The 18,847-nt window shown below is 67.9% G+C and carries 16 protein-coding genes and 1 tRNA gene; 9 read left to right on the forward strand and 8 right to left on the reverse strand.

Annotation, left to right across the window (positions count from 1 at the left end; genetic code table 11):
* Nucleotide 1 precedes the first annotated feature (1 nt).
* From D1J51_RS14630 to D1J51_RS14655, 6 genes are read right to left on the reverse strand one after another with little or no spacing between them, the layout of a single operon-like run.
* The gene (locus tag D1J51_RS14630; protein ID WP_162903866.1) at nt 2-538 is read right to left on the reverse strand and encodes a formaldehyde-activating enzyme; all 537 of its coding nucleotides are present in this window, start codon (nt 536-538) and stop codon (nt 2-4) included.
* 2 nt (nt 539-540) lie between these two features.
* Nucleotides 541-1,662 carry a zinc-binding dehydrogenase gene (locus D1J51_RS14635; protein WP_119076415.1) on the reverse strand — a complete coding sequence of 374 codons (1,122 nt, stop codon included), beginning with the start codon at nt 1,660-1,662 and terminating at the stop codon, nt 541-543.
* Nucleotides 1,663-1,714: 52 nt separating this feature from the next.
* Nucleotides 1,715-2,623 (reverse strand): ABC transporter substrate-binding protein, encoded by a 909-nt coding sequence (locus D1J51_RS14640; RefSeq protein WP_119076417.1) that lies wholly within the window; start codon nt 2,621-2,623, stop codon nt 1,715-1,717.
* Between the two features lie 46 nt (nt 2,624-2,669).
* Nucleotides 2,670-3,323, reverse strand: coding sequence for an ABC transporter permease (locus D1J51_RS14645; protein WP_119076419.1), 654 nt, complete (start codon nt 3,321-3,323; stop codon nt 2,670-2,672).
* Nucleotides 3,320-3,967, reverse strand: coding sequence for an ABC transporter permease (locus tag D1J51_RS14650; protein ID WP_162903867.1), 648 nt, complete (start codon nt 3,965-3,967; stop codon nt 3,320-3,322). The genes D1J51_RS14645 and D1J51_RS14650 overlap by 4 nt, the downstream gene beginning before the upstream one ends.
* Entirely contained in the window at nt 3,954-4,946 is a 993-nt protein-coding gene (locus D1J51_RS14655) for an ABC transporter ATP-binding protein (protein ID WP_240423327.1), read from the reverse strand. Before D1J51_RS14655 ends, D1J51_RS14650 begins: the two co-directional genes overlap by 14 nt.
* A gap of 436 nt (nt 4,947-5,382) precedes the next feature.
* Between D1J51_RS14655 and mobF the strand changes: the two genes are divergently transcribed.
* Nucleotides 5,383-8,832 (forward strand): MobF family relaxase, encoded by a 3,450-nt coding sequence (mobF, locus tag D1J51_RS14660; protein ID WP_119076423.1) that lies wholly within the window; start codon nt 5,383-5,385, stop codon nt 8,830-8,832.
* 140 nt (nt 8,833-8,972) lie between these two features.
* Here mobF and D1J51_RS14665 read toward each other — a convergent pair whose 3' ends face one another.
* Complete coding sequence (locus D1J51_RS14665; protein WP_205547933.1) at nt 8,973-9,194, reverse strand: helix-turn-helix domain-containing protein; 222 nt, start codon at nt 9,192-9,194, stop codon at nt 8,973-8,975.
* A gap of 97 nt (nt 9,195-9,291) precedes the next feature.
* Here D1J51_RS14665 and D1J51_RS14670 point away from each other — a divergent pair, with 97 nt between their 5' ends.
* A complete protein-coding gene (locus tag D1J51_RS14670) occupies nt 9,292-9,945 on the forward strand; it encodes a helix-turn-helix domain-containing protein (RefSeq protein WP_162903868.1) in 654 nt (217 codons plus the stop codon).
* The gene (locus D1J51_RS14675) at nt 9,942-11,210 is read left to right on the forward strand and encodes a tyrosine-type recombinase/integrase (protein WP_119076428.1); all 1,269 of its coding nucleotides are present in this window, start codon (nt 9,942-9,944) and stop codon (nt 11,208-11,210) included. The genes D1J51_RS14670 and D1J51_RS14675 overlap by 4 nt, the downstream gene beginning before the upstream one ends.
* 79 nt (nt 11,211-11,289) lie before the next feature.
* Here the strand turns inward: D1J51_RS14675 and D1J51_RS14680 are convergent.
* Nucleotides 11,290-11,373, reverse strand: a tRNA-Leu gene (locus D1J51_RS14680).
* A 177-nt stretch (nt 11,374-11,550) separates the two neighbouring features.
* Between D1J51_RS14680 and D1J51_RS14685 the strand changes: the two genes are divergently transcribed.
* From D1J51_RS14685 to D1J51_RS14710, 6 genes are read left to right on the forward strand one after another with little or no spacing between them, the layout of a single operon-like run.
* Complete coding sequence (locus D1J51_RS14685; RefSeq protein WP_119076430.1) at nt 11,551-12,348, forward strand: FhaA domain-containing protein; 798 nt, start codon at nt 11,551-11,553, stop codon at nt 12,346-12,348.
* A complete protein-coding gene (locus D1J51_RS14690) occupies nt 12,345-12,929 on the forward strand; it encodes an FHA domain-containing protein FhaB/FipA (protein ID WP_119076432.1) in 585 nt (194 codons plus the stop codon). Before D1J51_RS14685 ends, D1J51_RS14690 begins: the two co-directional genes overlap by 4 nt.
* Nucleotides 12,930-12,931: 2 nt before the next feature.
* On the forward strand, nt 12,932-14,203 hold the full coding sequence (locus D1J51_RS14695) for a PP2C family protein-serine/threonine phosphatase (RefSeq protein ID WP_205547935.1): 1,272 nt from the start codon (nt 12,932-12,934) through the stop codon (nt 14,201-14,203).
* Nucleotides 14,196-15,587, forward strand: coding sequence for an FtsW/RodA/SpoVE family cell cycle protein (locus D1J51_RS14700; protein WP_119076434.1), 1,392 nt, complete (start codon nt 14,196-14,198; stop codon nt 15,585-15,587). Before D1J51_RS14695 ends, D1J51_RS14700 begins: the two co-directional genes overlap by 8 nt.
* Entirely contained in the window at nt 15,584-17,071 is a 1,488-nt protein-coding gene (locus D1J51_RS14705) for a peptidoglycan D,D-transpeptidase FtsI family protein (RefSeq protein ID WP_119076436.1), read from the forward strand. Before D1J51_RS14700 ends, D1J51_RS14705 begins: the two co-directional genes overlap by 4 nt.
* Nucleotides 17,068-18,843: a protein kinase domain-containing protein gene (locus D1J51_RS14710; protein WP_119076438.1), complete on the forward strand. Its 1,776-nt coding sequence runs from the start codon at nt 17,068-17,070 to the stop codon at nt 18,841-18,843. Before D1J51_RS14705 ends, D1J51_RS14710 begins: the two co-directional genes overlap by 4 nt.
* Nucleotides 18,844-18,847: the final 4 nt, after the last annotated feature.

The raw sequence follows: 18,847 nt of genomic DNA on the forward strand, positions 1-18,847 counted from the left end.
GTTATGCTTCTCCTTCTGCTGTGCCGCGAGGGTCGAAGAACGGATTGTGGATCCCGTCGATGGCGGAGACGTTCTCGTGGGCGCGGTGCAAACCCTTGATGGCGCGCTCCAGTGCCTGGTAGACGGCCTCGTCGTTGCGCTCGAAGATGAGGCGCTCGTCATCCGCGGCAGGGTTCACCCACACCGCGCATACGAGCACCGATTCCTCGGCCTCCTCCCTCGAGAGCAGCCCGTCGGCGATCGCACGGGTCGCACCGCGGGCGACACCCGCCTGCACCGCGCCCCAGAGCAGATTGCCGTGGAAATCGTTCACGACCGCGGCCTTGTTGACGATGACCGTCGGGGGCACGATCGGGCGGTTCGGTTCGAGCACCGCCATGAACGGCGCGTGGCCGGCGCGGGGAGAGCCGAGGATCGAGGCCCAGATAGCCCCGAGCGCTTCGTTGGATCCGAGCATGACGTTGGTGTGCGCCGCGTTCGGGCCTAGGCTCACGAACGACTCGCCGATCCGGATCTTGCCGTCGAGTAGATTGATCACGGTTATTCCCCTCCATTCTCGGCGTCGAGCATGACGACGCCTCGGTTGAGCTTTCCGGCCTCGAGATCTTCGAAAGCCTCGTTGATCTGGGCCAGTTCGTAGTGCTTCGTGATCAGCCGATCGAGCGGGAGCCTGCCCTGTCGATAGAGCTCGGCGATGATCGGGATATCGCGGTGCGGGAGCGTCGAGCCGTAGAGGCTGCCCGTGATGACCTTCTCGTGCCGCACGAGGTCGGGGCCAGACACGGACGGACGGGCATCGGGGGCGGGCACGCCGACGCAGACGATCGTGCCGCCCTTGACCGTCGCCCGGAAGGCTGTATCGAGGATTCCCGGGGCGCCGACGCCGTCGATCGCGAAGTCCGCCCCGAAGCCGTCGGTCAGCTCGAGCACACGGGCGACCACGTCGTCCTCGCTCGAGAGCGTGTGAGTGGCTCCGAAGCCGAGAGCCTCTTCGCGCTTGTGCGCAATGGGATCGACCACGATGATCTGCGCGGCACCCGACACAACGGCGCCCATGACCGCGCTGAGTCCCACGCCACCGGCGCCGAAGATGAGCGCGGTGCTGCCCGGGGTGATCCGGGCCCGGTTCACCGCGGCGCCGTAGCCGGTGAGCACGGCGCAGCCGATGAGGGCGGCGACGTCGAACGGCACGCTCTCATCGATCCTGATCGCGCTGTTCTTCGGCACGACCGCGGCGTTCGCGAACGTCGAGATGAACGAGTACTGGTACACCTCCCGCCCGTTATGACTGAGCCGGGTGGTCCCGTCGAGCAGTGTGCCCGCGAGCAGATATGGCGACGCGGCGGAGCAGAGCACCGGGCGCCCCGCCCGGCAGTGGCGGCAGACATCGCAGCTCGGCATCCACGACAGTGCGACGTGGTCGCCCGGGGAGACGTGCGTCACGTTCTCACCCACCGAGAGCACGATACCCGCGCCTTCGTGTCCCAGCACCGCGGGCAACGGCGACGGGATGCGGCCGGTCCGGGTATGCGCGTCGGAGGCGCACACCCCCGTTGCACGGATATCGACCAGAACCTCGTCGGGTCCCGGATCCGCCAGTTCGAGTTCGGCGATCTCGAACGGGGCATTCTGTTCCTGCAGGAGGGCACCAGTAGTCTTCATCGATCCTCTTTCACATTCGTTTTTGTCGTCGGAGCCCGATCCCGGCCCGAGCCTAGGAGATCAGGCCCTTCTCCTGCAGGAACTCCTTCGCGACCTTCTCGGGATCCTGCTTGTCGCCGTCGACCTGCCAGTTCAGCTCGCGCATGGTCTCCTCATCGAGCGCGTCCTCGAGGGGCGCGAGAAGGTCTGCGATGTCGGGGTGCGCGTCGAGCACCTCGCCGCGCACGATCGGGGCGACGTAGTAGGGGGGCCAGTAGCTCTTGTCGTCGTCGAGCACCACGAGATCCTGCGCGGCGATCTGGCCGTCGGTGCGGAAGCAGACCCCGCCGTCGGCGTCACCGTTCGCGATCGCCTGGTAGCCCAGGCCGATCGCGAACGCCTGCTCCGAGGCGAACTTGAGCCCGCCGTACTTGGCGCTCAAGCCGGGCAGCCCGTCCTCGCGGGCGATGAACTCCTGAGTGAGCGCCATGCGGAGCTTGCCGTTGTTAGCCGCGAGGTCGGAGATCGACTCGATGCCGTACTCCTCCGATGCCTCCTGAGTCACAGCGAGACACCAGGTGTTGTTGATCTTGTAGGGCTCGAGCCAGCGGATGTCCCACTTCTCGGCGAAGCCCTCCTTCACCGCCGCGTAGACCTCGTCCGCGTCGAAGAGCGGCTCCTCCGCGAGCTGAGTAGTGAGGCCGGTACCGGTGTACTCCGGGTAGATGTCGACCTTGCCCGACTCCATCGCGGCGAAGACCACCTGGGTGCCGCCGAGGTTCAGCGACTCCCTGACGTCATAGCCTCCCTCTTCGAGCAGAGCCGAGAACATTTCGGCGAGCACGATGTTCTCGCTGAAGTCTTTCGAGCCGACGGTGATGGTGTCTCCGCCGGAGGATCCGCCGGAGCAGGAGGTCAGACCGGTGAGTGCCACGCCGGCCACGGCGGCGACGCTGAGGACGGCACGCAGTTTCTTACGCATATTCGTTTCCTTTTCTTGTTCGGGATACCAACGTCGTTGGCGGTATTCAGGTGGTGCGCACTCCCCTGGGTGTGACACCGCGCTCCAGCCGCGCGAGCAGTAAGTCGGCCAGGATCGCGATGATCGTCACGGGGATCGCGCCCACGAGCAGCATCGAGTCATTCATAAGGGCGACGCCCTGCAGGATCGGGTCGCCGAGCCCGCCGGAGCCGATGAAGGCTGCGAGCGTGGCGCTCGAGATGACGTAGACGGCGGCGGTGCGCAGGCCGTTGACGAACACCGGCATGGCGAGCGGCAGCTGCACCCGCGTGAAGATCTGCGAGGTGCGCAGCCCGATGCCCTTCGCCGCGTCGATCGCGGCGGGGCTCACCTCGAGGATCCCGATGCGCACATTCACCAGGATCGGCAGCACGGCGAGCGCGACCAGCGCGATCAGTGCCGTGGTGTCGCCGACCCCGAAGAAAGGGAGGCAGATCGCCAGCACGGCGAGGCTCGGCACGATGCGTCCGAGGTTCGCGAGCAGCATCACGGGGATCGAGAGCCACCGCACGTACACGGAGAGAACGCCGAGCGGCACCGCGATGACTATGGCGATGACTATGGCAACCGCCGAAATGCGCAGGTGCGCGAGCACCGTCGCCCAGAACGCGCCCGGGTTCGCCGCGACGGCCTCGAACGCTCCGATGATTGCGTCGATCATCCGTTTACCCCCATCCGCTTCTTGAGCATTCGTTCGATCAGCGCGAGGGCGAGATCGAAGACGACGCCGATGACGAACACGAGGATTGTGCCCGCAAAGATCTGCGCAAAGTCGATCTGCGCGATCCCGCGGAAGATCGGTGTGCCGAGACCGCCCGCTCCCACCCAGGCCGCGAGAGTCGCCATGCCGATGATGGAAACGCCCGCGACGCGGATGCCGCCCGCGAAGTACGGCAGTGCCAGCGGCAGCCGGACTCGCCAGAGGATCTGGCTGCCGTTCAGCCCGATCCCCCTCGCCGCGTCGAGCAGCTCGGGCGGCGTCGAGGCGAGCCCCATCAGCACGTTGCGCATGATGACGAGCAGCGAGTAGAGCACCAGCGCGATCACTACGGTCTCGATCCCGAGGCCCGTGACGGGAATGAGCACCGCGAGTAACGCGAGGCTGGGAATGGTGTAGAGGATCCCGGCGGTGGTCAGCGCGAAGTTTTCGAGCTTCGGGCGGCCGAGCAGAAGGAAGCCGAGGGGAAAGCCGATAAGGATCGAGGCGATGAGCGCGATCAGGCTCATCCAGGCGTGCTCGGCGGTGAGCTCGAGCAAAGTGTCCCAGTTGTACTCGAAGTAGTCAAGGATGTCAGCGAACGACATTGACGACCTCTGTGTTCTTATTGGTGTTCTGCGCCACATAGCGCAGGAACTCGCGTGTGGTGATCCGCCCGAGTACCCGGCCGCCCTCCTCGATCGCGATGGTCGAGTCGGTCGAGTTCGCCGCGACCTTGACCAGGCCCTTGCGCAGGCTGAGCGAGCCGTCGAGCCGCATCTCGTCGTCGGCGGGATCGGTCGTCGGGGCGAGATCCAGCGCGTCTGCGACGGTAAGTAGGTCCAGGCGACGCAGACGGACCTCGTCGTCGAGGAAGTCGGCGACGACCTTGTGCGCGGGTGCGTTAATGAGCTCGTGCGGCGTGCCGACCTGCAGCAGCTCGCCCCGGTCCATCACGGCAACGCGGTCGCCGAGCAGGAAGGCCTCGGAGATATCGTGCGTGACGATGACGACGGTCTTCTGCAGGCGCTTCTGCAGTTCGCGCACCTCGAGCTGCAGCTGCTTCCGCAACAGCGCGTCGATGGCTCCGAAGGGCTCGTCCATGAGGATGACCGGGGGATCGAGCATGAGCGAACGCGCCACACCAGCACGCTGCTGCTGCCCTCCCGACAACTGCCGGGGGAAGCGATCGCGATACAGAGCCGGCTCCAGGCCGACCGTGTCGAGCAGTTCTTCGACGCGCGACTCGATTTGCTGCTTGGGCTGCTTCATCAACTTCGCCACGAAACCGATGTTCTCGCCGATGGTGAGGTGCGGCATGAGCCCGACGCTCTGGATCACGTAGCCGATCTTGCGTCGCAACTCCACGGGATCCACGCCCTTGACGGACTCGCCGTCCATGAGGATGTCACCCGATGTCGGCTCGATGAGCCTGTTGATCATACGCAGCGTCGTCGACTTGCCGCACCCGCTGCCCCCGATGAGAGCGATAAACTCCCCGGTCGCCACAGTGAGGTTCACGTCTCGAACCGAGAAGTGGTCCACCCCCGGATACTGCTTCGAAACACTCTTCAGTTCGATTGACACAAAGATTCCTCCATTGGAACTTGGTTCTATATGCGGCCTTAGAAAGAATCTCACGGAGTGCGGAATATTTCAAGACTGTTTCGAGATATGCACTTTTGGATCAGGAACGCATGGCATCTCTGCGCTGAAGTTCTCACGTCATTCAACAACTGACACCCCCTGCCTTGTGTCCATGGACTCCAAGACGTCGCGACCCAATCAGGATTGACGCAACCGCTCTCCGAAAGCGACATCTTGCGTTCTTCCACAAGCGCGCAGAACCCCTGGCGACTCTTTGTCTCGAGAGGATCAGCACCGTGCATCTACTTAAAGCGAATACACGGGATGTGCTGAGTTCCCTTCTGGATGTTCTTCTGAATGTGTTCTTCTGAATGAACGTATGCTACCCTGGTAGATACTTCAGTTTCCGTGTTAGAAACAGCGGGTGGTGAGTGTCATGCATGGCGGCGTGATCCTGTTCCGGGGCTCCGGGGCTGACGCGCGCCGCTATGTCGAGGCTGACCGTGCCCGCGCGGATGACTACTACCTCGGTGCGGATGCCTCCGTGGCCGAGTTCACGGCTCTCGATGGTGAGGGGAACGTGACCGCGGCGCTGGGCCTTGATCCTGCGGCGTATGCGGCGTGGGTGGACTGGGTGAACCCGGTCACGGGCGAGTCGATGGGCACGCCCCGTCTGCCAGGCGAGGCACGGCAGGGGTCGCCCCGGTTCGCGGAGATGGTCGTGAACGCTCCGAAGTCGCTCTCGATCGCCGCAGCCCTGCACCCGGAGGTCTCCGACGTGCTCGACCGGGCGCAGCAGGACGCGGTGGCGGAGATTCAGCGGTGGCTCGCCGAGCACTCCGTGACCCGGGTCGGGCCGCGCGGCAAACAAGAGGTCGTGCCCGTCCAGCAGTTGCAGACCGTGGCGGTGTCGCATCGCACGTCACGAGCGGGTGATCCGCACCGGCATATCCATTTCCAGATCGGCACCCGCGTATGGGCCGCCGGGAAGTGGCGTGCCTTGGATACCGCGGCGTTGTTCCGGCAGCAGGGTGCGATCCGTGCTCTCGGCACCGCCGTGATCGCCGCGCACCCGGAGCTTGCTTCGGTGTTGGATCGGCACGGCCTGACCCTCGACCCGGTGACGGGCGAGGTGGTCGAGCTCGAGCGGTTCAACAGTGTGATGAGCAAACGCGGTGAGCAAGTCCGCAAGCATCTTGAACGCTTCGAAGCGGAGTGGGAGGCCGCGCATCCGGGCGAGACGATGGGGCCGGTCGTCTCCGCCCGTCTCGCCGCGAAAGCGTGGGCGCACGAGCGGCCCGCGAAGAAGCCCACCACCCTGCACGAAGAACACGCCTGGGAGGCGGAGCTACGGGAGGCCGGCTACGACCCGGACACCTTGCGCCGGCCTACGGTTCGTGCGCCGGCGTCGCTCGATGACCTGTCGGTGCAGACTGTGGCGAGTCGGGCGCTGGATCGGTGCGCCGCGGGCGGGTCGGCGTGGACGCGGCACACGGTGCAGGAGCACGCGACCCGGATCATGACCGAGCACGGCGTGCGAGCCACGCCTGCCGAGATTCGCGAGTTCGTGCACGTCGCGACCGCGTTGGCGAAGGAGGATTGCTTCTCGATCCTCCCGCCCGGCGCACCGACCCCGGAGCATGTCGCGCATCTGACGAGCCTGCGCGTCGTGCAGGCTGAGACACAGTTGCGCGGCCTTCTCACCGCGCGGGTGCCGAGGCGGGAGCCGGAGCATCCGGACGTGCGCGAGGCAACGCAGGCACGAGGCCTCGATGCCGGGCAGGAGCGTGCCGCCGCCGCGGTCGCCTCCCCTGATCCGCTCGTGATTGTGGAGGGCGCCGCGGGTGCGGGGAAGACCACAATGCTCGGCGCCGCCATCCATGTCGCCGCGCAGCACGGGCAGGCGTCGCGGGTGGTTGCGCCGACGTTGCGCGCCGCGCAGGTCGCGCAACACGAACTCGGTATCCCCGCAACGAGCGCCCAAGCGCTCGTGCACGCGCACGGGTGGCGCTGGAACGAGGACGGCGTATGGACGCGCCTGACCCCCGGCGATACCGACCCCGAGACGGGCCGCACCTACCACGGCCCCAGCCAGGCGACACGGCTGTCGCGGGGCGAGCGGGTGATCGTGGACGAGGCCGGGATGCTCGACCAAGACACCGCCCTCGCCCTCCTGACCGTCTGCGATGAGGCGGGGGCGACCGTCGCGCTGGTCGGGGATCGTGCGCAGCTCGCGGCGGTCGGGCGCGGCGGCGTACTCGACCTCGCCGCACACATCAGGGGGCGCGTCTTCGATATGGCTGAAGTGCACCGCTTCACCAACCCCGAATACGCCGACCTCACCCTGCGCATGCGCGACGGCCGCGACCCCGGCACCGTGTTCGACCAGCTCACCGCGTTCGGCTTGATCCGCCTGCACGAAAGCGGCGAGGATGCGCGCGAGCACATCGCCCAGCAGCGGCAGGACGGCGAAGCCGTCACCGTGAGCACGAATGACGAAGCCCGCACCCTCAATGCCTACATCCGGGCCGAACGAGTCACACGCGGGGAGGTCGACGACGCGCGAACCGTGTACGGGAACGACGGCCTCCCCATCGGCGCAGGCGACCTGATCCAGACCCGGAAGAACAACGCCGCGGTAGGAGTGGCGAACCGGCAGCAGTGGATCGTGCAGCACGTCGAACCGGGCGGGGCGCTCTCCGTGCGCGAGGCGGGCGGCGGGCGGAAGCGGCAGCGCACCGTGCATCTCCCGGCCGAGTACGTGGCCGAGCACGCGCACCTGTCCTATGCCGCGACCGCCTACGGCGTGCAGGGCGCGACCGTGACGGCCTCGCACACGCTCCTCACCGACGCGACCAGCGCCGCGGGCGTCTATGTCGGCATGACCCGTGGACGAGAGACCAACACGCTGCACGTCGTCGCGGAGAGCGCTGCGGATGCGCGGGCGCAGTTCGTGGCGGCGATGGAACGCGACCGCGCTGACCGCGGCCTGGCCGATGCCACCCAGCGCGCCACCGAAGCCGTCACCGGCCTCACTGCAGAGGGGCCGGTGAAGTTCGTTGCCGATGAGGTGGCTGCGCTCCTCCAGCGGGCGGAGAAGGCGGAGGCGCAGGCCGCACGCTGGGAGCAGGCCCGCACCGCCCTCGCCGACCTGCACGAGCAGGAGACGGCCGTGCGCGAGCAGGCTCGCGCGGCCGAGGCGGCAGCGAAGCAGCGCGCCGAGCAGGTGCGGGCCGAGGTTGCCGCCCCGATTGTTGCGGCGGCGGGCGCGGCGCTGAGCCACTGGCAGGATGCCGATGCCGCCGAACACGTCGCCGGTGAGCAGGTGCGGGCGGCATCGTGGTTCGGGAAGCGCCGCGCCCGCACCGACCACGAAACCGCGCAGGCGCGCGCCCGGCAGGCGCGGCAGCGACTCACGGACGGCTGGGGCGGCCCGCCGAGATGGAACGAGCGCGCCCAGGCGTGGGTGGATCGCGTCACGAGGCCGGTGATCGACGCCGATCCGCGCGTGACCGAAGCCGAGCAGGAGCACCGGGCCGCGCGTGATGCGCTGGTCACGAGGCCGGAACGAGCGCAGACGATGCGGCTGGCCGCGCTCGGCCGCGTGTTCGGCGCGGAAACCGTGCTCCGCAACCAGTACGCCTACCTGTCGGCGAACCCCGCACAGCAAGCCGCACGCGCGGCACAGACCGCGAAGCGCGCCCGCGCCGAAGCCGACCTGCTGCGCTCTCTCACACCCGACGAGGCCCTGGTGCGGATCGAGCAGACCCGCGCCGAACATGCCGCACGCGACGCACAGCGCGCGGAGCGGGAACGCGCCGTGTCGCACGACTACGAGCAGCACCGAAGCATGCCCCAGCACAACGGCCCAGCGCGTGGCCTGTGACGCAGCATGAATGAACTGCCGCGGGCGCGTCGCGCCCTTGCCCTCGGCGCAGTGGCTCAGGCGTCAGCGGCTCACGTGTCCCACCGATGTTCTGGGGTCGCTGAGGTGCGCGGGGTGCCGCTTCGGCACGCCCTCCGCCGTCACGCCCCCGCGGAATCCGTCTCGGCGAAGAGGGCGAGGAACTTCTCGCGCGGGATCACGACCCGCCTGCCGAGCTTGACCGAGGGGATCGTGCCGTCATTGATGCTCGTGGTGATCGTGCGGGGATCGACCCCGAGCGCTTCGGCGGCCTCTTTGCGGGTGATGACCAGGCTGCGCCGTTTGCGGAGGTCGTCCAGGTCGAGAGTGCTCTGCCGCATCATCACACCATCCGTTCTAGTCACGCGCGCGAGAAGAGGTGCATCCCAAAGTAAAACGAAGGGGCTTGCGTTGTCAAGTAGCGCGCTGTAGATTTCTTGCATGGAAACAGAACGGGTGCGGGGCAACCCCGCAGGAATCACGAACACGCACGTCGCGCACAACATCCGCGCTGCCCGCCAAGCGATCGGTATGGACTTGCGCACCCTCTCGGACGGGATTGCCGCCACCGGGCGGAAACTCTCACCGTCGGGGATCAGCAAACTCGAATCCGGGGATCGCCGGGTCGACGTGGACGACCTCACCGTCATCGCCTACCTGCTGCGCACCACCCCCGCAGCCCTCCTCACCCCGCCAGACGGGCAGACAGCCCTCACAGGGGTTCCGGAGGGGTTCGAGCCTGAGGAGATCGACCGGTGGATGCGCGGGGAACTCGTGCTCACCGACGAGGGGCTGTTCAACTACTGGCAGCAGGAATGGGTGATCTGCACCGACCGCATCCACCACCTCGAAACCACCCTCGCCGGAATGACCGCCCCCGGCAAGGACGATCCCGAGAAGCCGAGCGCGCACCCGAAGACCATCGCCGCCTACCAAGAACGCCTGGACGCCGCGCGAGCGCGGGCGCGAGTGATCCGGGAGCGGGGCGTGCAGCTCGACCCGGAGGGGCGTGTGTTCAATGCCGCCGACTACATCGACAACTACGCCCAGACCCACCAGCCCGGCACGACCACAGCGAGGAGCACCCTGTCATGACCATCAAGACCCCGCCCGACACCGACGGGAACAGCGGGGGTGAGAAGCAGCAGCGGCGTTCGCGTTCCCGGCAGCCCGGCTCGATCCAGGAGTATCAGACCGACAAGGGCAAGCGGTGGCGGTTCCAGATCTACGTTCCGAAAGACCCCGAGTACCCCGAGATGGGGATGCGGCGTCTCACTCGATCCGGGTTCACGAGTACCGATGACGCCAACGACGCCTTGCAGGAGGCGTTGAAGCAGCGGAAGCAGAACGAGAAGTTCGGCAGCAAGGTGCCGACCGTGGGCGCGTACGCGGACGAGTGGGCAGCCGGGCTCAAGCTCGCGGCGTCCACGATCAAGGGGTACAAGAAGATCATCCGCAACCACATCCGCCCGCAGCTCGGCGCGATCCGGCTCGACAAGCTCACCGCCACCCGGATCGCCCGCCACTACCGCGACCTCGAAGACCACGGCCGCAACGACGAGTACGGCAAAGGCAAGCCCTTGTCTGCGAACTCGGTGCACAAGGTGCATGTCGTGTTGGGTGCGATCCTCGATGCCGCGATCGACGACGGGCACCTGACGGTGAACCCGGCGAAGAAGAAGCGCACCGTCAAGCCGCCGACCACGAGCGAGGTGCGGGCGCAGAAGCCCGAGATCGTCACCTGGACGGCCGAGCAGTTGCAGACCTTCCTCACCTGGAACCGCGACGACCGCGAAGACGAGCTCTTCCCCTTGTGGCGTCTCATCGCCTATACCGGCATGAGGCGCAGCGAAGCCCTCGCGTTGAAGTGGAGCGACGTCAACACCAAGGCGATGCGGGTCAGTATCCGCCGCGCGGTCGACACCGACGACTGGACGAAGACCAAGCCCCCGAAGACCGGCAATGCCCGCGTGATCGACGTAGACGAGGAAACGTTGAAGGTGCTCGCCTCGTACAAGGTCGCCCGCGCGGAACTCTCGTTCACGCTCGCGAAGGCCGACGCCTACATCTTCGGCGACGACGACGGGAAGCTGCGCTCACCTGACGCGATGACGAGCCGGTGGGATCGCCGTATGAACTGGCTCACGAAGAAGTACGACACCATGCACCGCGTCACGATCAAAGGGCTGCGTCACACCCACGCGACCCTGCTGCTGGAAATGGGCGTACACCCCAAGGTCGTACAAGAGCGCCTGGGGCACTCAACGATCACGACGACGATGAACATCTACTCCCACGTCACCCCGACCATGCAGAGGTCGGCCGTAGACCGCTTCGCCGCCCACCTCGGCAAGGCTTAGCACCTTTTCTAGCACTTCCAACGCAAACGACCCCCGACCCGGGAAGTGTTATCCCAGGTCAGGGGCCCTTTCATTCGCGTGCGCGAGGGGGGACTTGAACCCCCACGCCCTTGCGGGCACTGGCACCTGAAGCCAGCGCGTCTGCCAATTCCGCCACTCGCGCGAGTCGTGTCCGGAGCTGCTCCGCTCGGACAACTCCCCAAGCTTATCAGCAGCGGGGCGCTCCCACCAAAGCCGGTTAAACTGCTGGCTAAACTAGGCCGCATCGGCAGGTGGATTCCGGGTGCCGATGCGAGCAGCAGCTGATGCAAAGGACCGAGGGAGAGGAAAGGGGCGGCGCATGGGCATTCTCGACAGCGTCGAGCGCGGGCTCGAGCGCGCCGTCAACGGCGCATTCGCCCGCACGTTCCGCTCGGGTGTGCAGCCCGTCGAGATCGCCTCGGCCCTGAAGCGCGAGCTCGACATCGGAGCCGTGATCGTCGATCGCGATCGGGTGCTCGCCCCCAACCGCTTCACCGCGCGCGTGGCGCCGAAGGACGCCGATCGTCTGCAGACGCTCGGCGACACGCTGGAGCAGGAGCTGCGCGGCGTCGTCGTCAAGCACGCGAAGCGCCAGAGCTACCAACTGCTGGGTGATCCGGATGTCGAGATCCGATCCGACGCCTCGCTCACCCCCGGCGTGCTCGAGATCGACGCCTCGCGCGTCGAGGGCTCGGTGGACTGGGTCGCGGTCATCGACGTCGAGGGCGCGCGCCACGAGCTGCGCCGCGGCACCACCACGGTGGGGCGCGGCAGCGACTGCGGCATCCGCATCACCGACAACGCGGCCTCCCGCAAGCACCTCGAGATCATCTGGGACGGGTCGGCCGGCATCGCCCGCGACCTGGGCTCGACCAACGGCTCCAAGATCGACGGGCAGCGCTTCCGCGAGGCCGCGCTCGCCCCCGGCATCGTCATCACGATCGGGCAGACGGCGCTCCGCTTCCAGCTCGTTCCGGGGCGCGGCCGCCCCGCTCCGGCGCGCCGTTCGCAGACGCCCCCGTCCCCCGCCGCACCATCGACGCGCGCCCACCCTGCGCAGACCTCGAAGCCCGACGAGGCTCCGAGCATCGATCAGGACTTCTGGAGGGGGCTGTGAGCGAACTCACCCTGCTCATCCTGCGCATCGGATTTCTTCTGCTGCTCTGGTTCTTCATCTTCGCCATCGTGTACGCGCTGCGCAGCGACCTCTTCGGCGCCCCGGTGCGGCGCCTGCGCACTGACGGCAACGACCCGCAGGAGGGATCGCAGCCGCAGCCGGCCGGCCAGGTGTCGGCCGTGGTCTCCGCGCCGAGCGGTCCCGCCGCCGCGAGCGCCCCACCCCAACCGCGGCCGGGCCCGGCGATCACCCCGAGCGGCGGCGCGCTCCCCTCGGCCGGCGGATCCGGAGCCGCCCGGCACCTCGTGATCACCTCCGGCGTCGCGAACGGCACGTCGATCCAGCTCGATGAAGACATCATTACGATCGGCCGCAGCAGCGACTCGACCCTCGTCATCGTCGACGACTACACCTCCACCTACCACGCCCGCCTCGCCCGAAGCGGCGAGCAGTGGGTTCTCACCGACCTCGACTCGACCAACGGCACGCGCGTCGACGGCGAGCGAATCTCGCAACCGGTCCCGGTTCCGCCATTCACGCCCGTCACCATCGGCACGACGACCTTCGAGCTGAGGCCCTGAGCGTGCGGGTCAAGTACGACAGCGCCATCGGCTCCCACGTCGGCATGGTGCGCTCGAACAACCAGGATTCGGGCTTCGCCGGCGACCACCTCTTCCTCGTCGCCGACGGCATGGGGGGCCATGCGGGAGGCGACGTCGCCTCGGCGATCGCCGCACGGGAGATGTCGGCGCTCGATCTGCCCCCCACGGGGGGCCCCGAGGCGACGACCAACACGCTGCGCACGGCGATCCTCGACACGAACGCCAAGCTGCGCTCCGCCGTGAAGGATCGGCCCGAGCTCGCGGGCCTGGGCACCACCTTCACCGGCTTCATCCCAGTCGGGGACAAGCTCGCACTCGCGCACATCGGCGACTCGCGACTGTATCTGCTTCGCGACAACCACCTGCAGCAGACCACGAAGGACCACACCTTCGTGCAGCGCCTGGTCGACAGCGGCAAGATCACCGAGGAGGAGGCGAAGACCCACCCGCGGCGCTCGGTGCTGATGCGCGTGCTGGGCGACGTCGACGCGTCGCCCCAGGTCGACACCGACGTGCTCGATACGCGGCCCGGCGACGTCTGGCTGCTCTGCTCCGACGGTCTCTGCGGGTACGTCGAGGATCACGATATCGAGAAGATCCTGCGCCGCCGCACTTCGCTGCAGGGCGCCGTCGACGCGCTCATCGACAAGAGCCTCGCGCACGGCGCCCCCGACAACGTCACGGTCGTGCTCGTCGAGACCGAGGAGGCGCCGCAGACCGACCCCAATGCCACCAGTGAGCTGCCCGAATCGAACCGCCGCTTCGCAGGCTCGGCGGCCACCTCCGCCGACCTGCGCGACGGCGACACCACGACGGCCCGCACCCGCCTCATGGGCCGCCGCCGCCTGGTGCGCCGCCCGCCCGTGGTCGCCGAGAGCCAGTTCGAGCCCCGCGTCGACGAGTACCTCGCCGAGCTCATTGCCGAGACGAGACGCCGCAACCGCCGCCGCCGCCTGCTGTGGGCGCTCGGTGTGGTGGCCGTGCTGCTCGCGCTCGGCGGCGCGCTGCTCTTCGGCTACCAGTGGACGCAGAGCCGCTACTTCGTGGGCACCGACGGCGAGACCGTGATCATCTACCGCGGCGTGCAGCAGAACCTCGGCTCGATCACGCTGTACTCGGTCGCCGAGGACACCGAGATCCCGCTCTCCGAGCTCGACGGGCTCGAGCAGCGCCAGGTGGAGCGCACGCTCGGCGCGGGCTCGCTCGAGGAGGCGCGCGAGATCGTACTGCGGCTGGGGGTGAACGATGAGTAGCCGTCAGGCCGGCCAGCCGCGCGCCTTCGAGAAGACCCGCACCAGCGAGACCGTGCTGCAGCGCATCACCGCGCTCCGCGCTCCCCGCAAGCTGCTGGGCCTCGAGCTGTCGCTGCTGCTCTTCGCGATCGCCGTCGGCATCGCGGCGGTCGTCATCATCGATCTGACCGTGACCGGCAAGCCCACCACGACGCTTCTGCCGATGGGGGCGGCGTTCATCGTGGCGATCCTCGGGCTGCACATCACGATCCGGCGGATCGCGCCCGATGCCGATCCGCTCATCATGCCGATCGCGACCATGCTGAACGTGGTCGGCATCGCCATGATCTACCGCATCTCTCTGGACGACGACGACGCGGATCCGGTGCGGCAGCTGCTGTGGTCGACGATCGCGGTCGTCGCGGCGATCGTCGTGCTCCTGGTGATCCGCAAGCACATGGTGCTGTTCCGGTACACCTACCTGACCGGTCTCGGCGCGGTGATCCTGCTCCTGCTGCCGATGCTGCCCGGGATCGGCAGCACCATCAACGGCGCACGGGTCTGGATCCGCATCGGCGAGTTCTCCTTCCAGCCGGGCGAGATCGCGAAGATCCTGCTCGCGATCTTCTTCGCCGGCTACCTGGTGCGCAACCGGGACTCGCTGGCCATGGTGGGCAAGAAGGTGCTCGGAATCCGCTTCCCCCGCGCGCGGGATCTCGGTCCGCTGCTGGTCTTCTGGCTGGCCGCGATGTCGGTGCTCGTGTTCCAGCGCGACCTCGGCACGTCGCTGCTGTACTTCGGCCTGTTCCTGTCGATGCTGTACCTCGCGACGGGGCGCATCGGCTGGATCGTCCTGGGCGTCGGGCTGTTCCTCGTCGGCGGCCTCGTAGCGAGTCAGACCCTCGGGTACGTCAAAAGCCGCTTCGTGAACTGGCTCGACCCGTTCGCCGACGCGCACGGCTCCAGCTACCAGATGGTGCAGGGGCTGTTCGGCCTGGCCAACGGAGGTATGACGGGCACCGGGCTCGGTCAGGGCTATCCCGCTGACACGCCGCTGTCGTTCAGCGACTACATCATCCCGAGCCTCGGCGAGGAGCTGGGCCTCATCGGCCTGTTCGTGATCCTCGCCGCCTACCTGCTGCTCGTGGGCCGCGGCCTGCGCATCGGCTTCGCGGGCCAGGACGACTTCGGCAAGCTGCTCGCCTCGGGCCTCGCCTTCACGATCGCGCTGCAGGTGTTCATCGTGGTCGGCGGCGTGACCCGCGTCATCCCGCTCACCGGTCTCACCGCGCCGTTTCTCGCGGCCGGCGGCTCCTCGCTCGTATCGAACTGGATCATCATCGCGCTGCTGATCCTGCTCTCGGGCTCGGTGCGCAACCGACCGAAGCTGGTGATCCGCTCATGAACAAGCAGCTGAAGTTCCTCTCCCGCACCGTGTTCGCCATGTTCCTGGTGCTGTTCTTCGCCGTCACCATGATCCAGTTCGTGTCGGCCGACGACCTGCGCGCCAACGAGCTGAACGGCCGCACGGTGAAGAACGGCTACAAGGTCGAGCGGGGCTCGATCCTGGTCGATGGGAATCCCGTCGCCTTCTCGACGCCGACGGGCGACTCGTTCCGCTTCGTGCGCCAGTACTCCGACGGGCAGCTCTACGCCCCCATCACGGGCTACTTCTCGCACACGCAGGGTATGACCGGACTCGAGTCGGCGATGAACCCGGCCCTCTCGGGCGTCGGCAACGCTCAGTTCTTCACGCGGATCATGAACACGCTCAACGGCGTCGCACCGCAGGGCAGCTCCGTGCAGACCACGATCGATCCCGCGGCGCAGTCCGCGGCGGCGGCGGCCATGGCCGAGGGCGGCTTCGAGGGCGCGGTCGTGGCGGTCCAGCCGAAGACCGGCAAGATCCTCGCGCTCGTCTCGACGCCGAGCTTCGACCCCAACCTGCTCTCGACGAACAGCGACGCCGAGATCATCGCCAACTACCGGCAGCTCGACGAGGATCCCACGCGGCCGCTGCAGAACCGCGCCATCGCGGGAGACCTCTACCCGCCGGGCTCCGTCTACAAGCTCGTCACGGCCGCGGCGGCGATCGAGGCCGGCAAGGCGACCCCGTCCACCGCGTTCGAGAACCCCGCCCAGCTCACCCTGCCGCAGTCGTCGTCGGTGATGCAGAACGCGTCGCGCACCACCTGCGGGTCGGGGGCGAAGGCCACGCTCGAACAGGCGCTCGTGCTGTCGTGCAACATCCCGATCGCCGAGATGGCGATGGGCATGGAGCGCAACGTGGTCCCCGACATGGCTCGCTCATTCGGGTTCGACCGGGAGCTCTCGATCCCGCTCCAGGTCACCCCGAGCGCCTCGCCGGTCCCCGAGGACCGAGCGCAGACCGCGCTCTCCTCGATCGGCCAGCTCGACGTGCGCGTCACGCCGCTCCAGGTCGCGATGGTCTCGGCCGGCATCGCCAACGGCGGCAGCGTCATGAAGCCCTACCTCGTCGAGCGGGTCATCACGCCCGACCTGCGGGTCGAGAAGGAGTACACCCCTGAAGAGTTCTCGAAGCCCGTCTCGGAGAAAACGGCGAATGCGGTGGCTGGCATGATGGAGCAGGGCGTCTCCAGTCCCGAGGGCCTCGCTCAGAAGGCGGGCATCGAGGGGGTGCGGGTCGCCGGAAAGACGGGCACCGCCGAGAACGGCCGCGGAGAGGACGGCAACGACCTCCCCTACACGCTGTGGTTCACCGGTTTCGCCCCGGTGGACGACCCGCAGGTGGCGGTCGCCGTGGTAATCGCTAACGGCGGGGGCGAGGCCTACGGATTTCAGGGTGGTTCGTTCGACCTCCCCACGGCAGTCGGAAAACGAGTAATGGAAGCGGTGTTGAACGGATGAGGCCAGCGGCAGGGATCACATTCGGCGGACGCTACGAGCTCAGCTCGAGGATCGCCGTCGGAGGCATGGGCGAGGTGTGGAAGGCGACCGACAGCATCATCGGCCGCACCGTCGCCATCAAGATCCTCAAGGACGAGTACATGGGGGACCCGGGCTTCCTCGAGCGCTTCCGCGCCGAGGCCCGCCACGCCGCACTCGTCAATCACGAGGGCATCGCGAACGTCTTCGACTACGGCGAGGAGCAGGGTTCCGCGTACATCGTCATGGAGCTCGTGCCCGGCGAGCCGCTCTCGGCGATCATCGAGCGCGAGGGGCGCCTGCCCGCCAATCGCGTGCTCGGGATCGTGGCCCAGACCGCGACCTCGCTGCAGGCCGCCCACGACGCCGGCCTCGTGCACCGCGACATCAAGCCCGGCAACCTGCTCATCACGCCCGAGGGCAGGGTGAAGATCACCGACTTCGGCATCGCGCGGATCGCCGACCAGGTGCCGCTCACCGCGACCGGGCAGGTCATGGGCACGGTGCAGTACCTCGCGCCCGAGCAGGCGAGCGGGCACACCGCGACCGCCGCGACCGACATCTACTCGCTCGGCGTCGTGGCCTACGAGTGCCTCGCCGGCAAGCGTCCGTTCACCGGCGAGTCGCAGGTGGCCATCGCGATGGCGCAGATCAACGACACGCCGCCCGATCTGCCGGGCGACGTACCGGAGCCGGTGCGCAATCTCGTGATGGCCTGCCTCGCGAAGGACGCCGCCGGGCGGCCGCAGACCGCCGCGAAGCTGGCCCAGGCCGCGACCGCGCTGCACCGGGGCGACGTGGCGCTGGCCGCGAGCTACGTGCCGCAGGTGCTCGGAGACCCCCAGCCGGCCACGACCGTCATGCCGCAGCAGACCCGGCTGATGGACGCTGCCACCACGGCGCTGCCGCGGACCACGGCGCTGCCGGGTCTGACCGACGCCGCGATCGCCGACGATGAGGCCCCGAGCCCCGCCGCCGAGCCCGAGAAGAAGAAGCGCAACCCCTGGACCTGGCCGCTCATCACGCTGCTGATACTGCTCGTCATCATCGGCGGGGGCACCGCCTACGCCCTGCTCAGCGGCGGGAACGACCGCAGGCCCGCCGAGACGACGACCACCACGACCACGACCCCGCCGCCGACCACCACCACGCCGCCGCCCACTCAGACCCCGACCACTGGCCAGATCGACTCGGCGCAGATCGTGGGCAAGAGCTACGACGAGGCGGTCGTCTACCTGCAGCAGCTCGGCTTCACCAACATCGCGCCCCCGCAGAACGGCGCCCAGGTGGCCGACGACCAGGTGGGCGCCGTCTCGGACGTCAACCCGAAGGGCGCGCGCGTGCCGTTCGACCAGCAGATCGTGCTCACGGTGAACGTGGCGTTCGGCACCATCGCCGACCCGCCCGCCCCGACGGGGCCCGCGACGGTGAACGTGGGCGACAACTTCGCCATCCAGGGCTTCGCCTCCTCCTGCCCCACCGGCCTGCAGCTCGGGGGCTACGAGGTGCAGATCAGCGACACGACGATCGCGCGCCTGACGGGGCCCGCATCGCGGAGCGGCGCTCAGATTCAGGCGCTGAAGGCGGGCACCGTCACCATCACTTACAGCTACACCTGTGACGGCGCCCAGCCGCGCGCTTCCAATCCGTCGGGCGCCCTCGAGGTCACCGTCAACGAGGCAGGCTCGGGAAGCGGGCCCGAGAACGGTGGCGGCGGGGGCGGAAACAACCCCGGCAATCGCAGCGGCAACTGACCGC

Origin of the sequence: Leucobacter sp. wl10, assembly GCF_003569785.1 — a bacterium.
Lineage (GTDB): Bacteria > Actinomycetota > Actinomycetes > Actinomycetales > Microbacteriaceae > Leucobacter.

What these genes read in the sequence shown, in the direction of transcription:
- D1J51_RS14705 (WP_119076436.1), top strand. Translation starts at nt 15,584, where the DNA reads ATGAACAAGCAGCTGAAGTTCCTCTCCCGCACCGTGTTCGCCATGTTC.
- D1J51_RS14700 (WP_119076434.1), top strand. Translation starts at nt 14,196, where the DNA reads ATGAGTAGCCGTCAGGCCGGCCAGCCGCGCGCCTTCGAGAAGACCCGC.
- mobF (WP_119076423.1), top strand. Translation starts at nt 5,383, where the DNA reads ATGCATGGCGGCGTGATCCTGTTCCGGGGCTCCGGGGCTGACGCGCGC.
- D1J51_RS14685 (WP_119076430.1), top strand. Translation starts at nt 11,551, where the DNA reads ATGGGCATTCTCGACAGCGTCGAGCGCGGGCTCGAGCGCGCCGTCAAC.
- D1J51_RS14650 (WP_162903867.1), bottom strand. Translation starts at nt 3,967, where the DNA reads ATGTCGTTCGCTGACATCCTTGACTACTTCGAGTACAACTGGGACACT.
- D1J51_RS14640 (WP_119076417.1), bottom strand. Translation starts at nt 2,623, where the DNA reads ATGCGTAAGAAACTGCGTGCCGTCCTCAGCGTCGCCGCCGTGGCCGGC.
- D1J51_RS14635 (WP_119076415.1), bottom strand. Translation starts at nt 1,662, where the DNA reads ATGAAGACTACTGGTGCCCTCCTGCAGGAACAGAATGCCCCGTTCGAG.
- D1J51_RS14670 (WP_162903868.1), top strand. Translation starts at nt 9,292, where the DNA reads ATGGAAACAGAACGGGTGCGGGGCAACCCCGCAGGAATCACGAACACG.
- D1J51_RS14645 (WP_119076419.1), bottom strand. Translation starts at nt 3,323, where the DNA reads ATGATCGACGCAATCATCGGAGCGTTCGAGGCCGTCGCGGCGAACCCG.
- D1J51_RS14665 (WP_205547933.1), bottom strand. Translation starts at nt 9,194, where the DNA reads ATGATGCGGCAGAGCACTCTCGACCTGGACGACCTCCGCAAACGGCGC.
- D1J51_RS14675 (WP_119076428.1), top strand. Translation starts at nt 9,942, where the DNA reads ATGACCATCAAGACCCCGCCCGACACCGACGGGAACAGCGGGGGTGAG.
- D1J51_RS14710 (WP_119076438.1), top strand. Translation starts at nt 17,068, where the DNA reads ATGAGGCCAGCGGCAGGGATCACATTCGGCGGACGCTACGAGCTCAGC.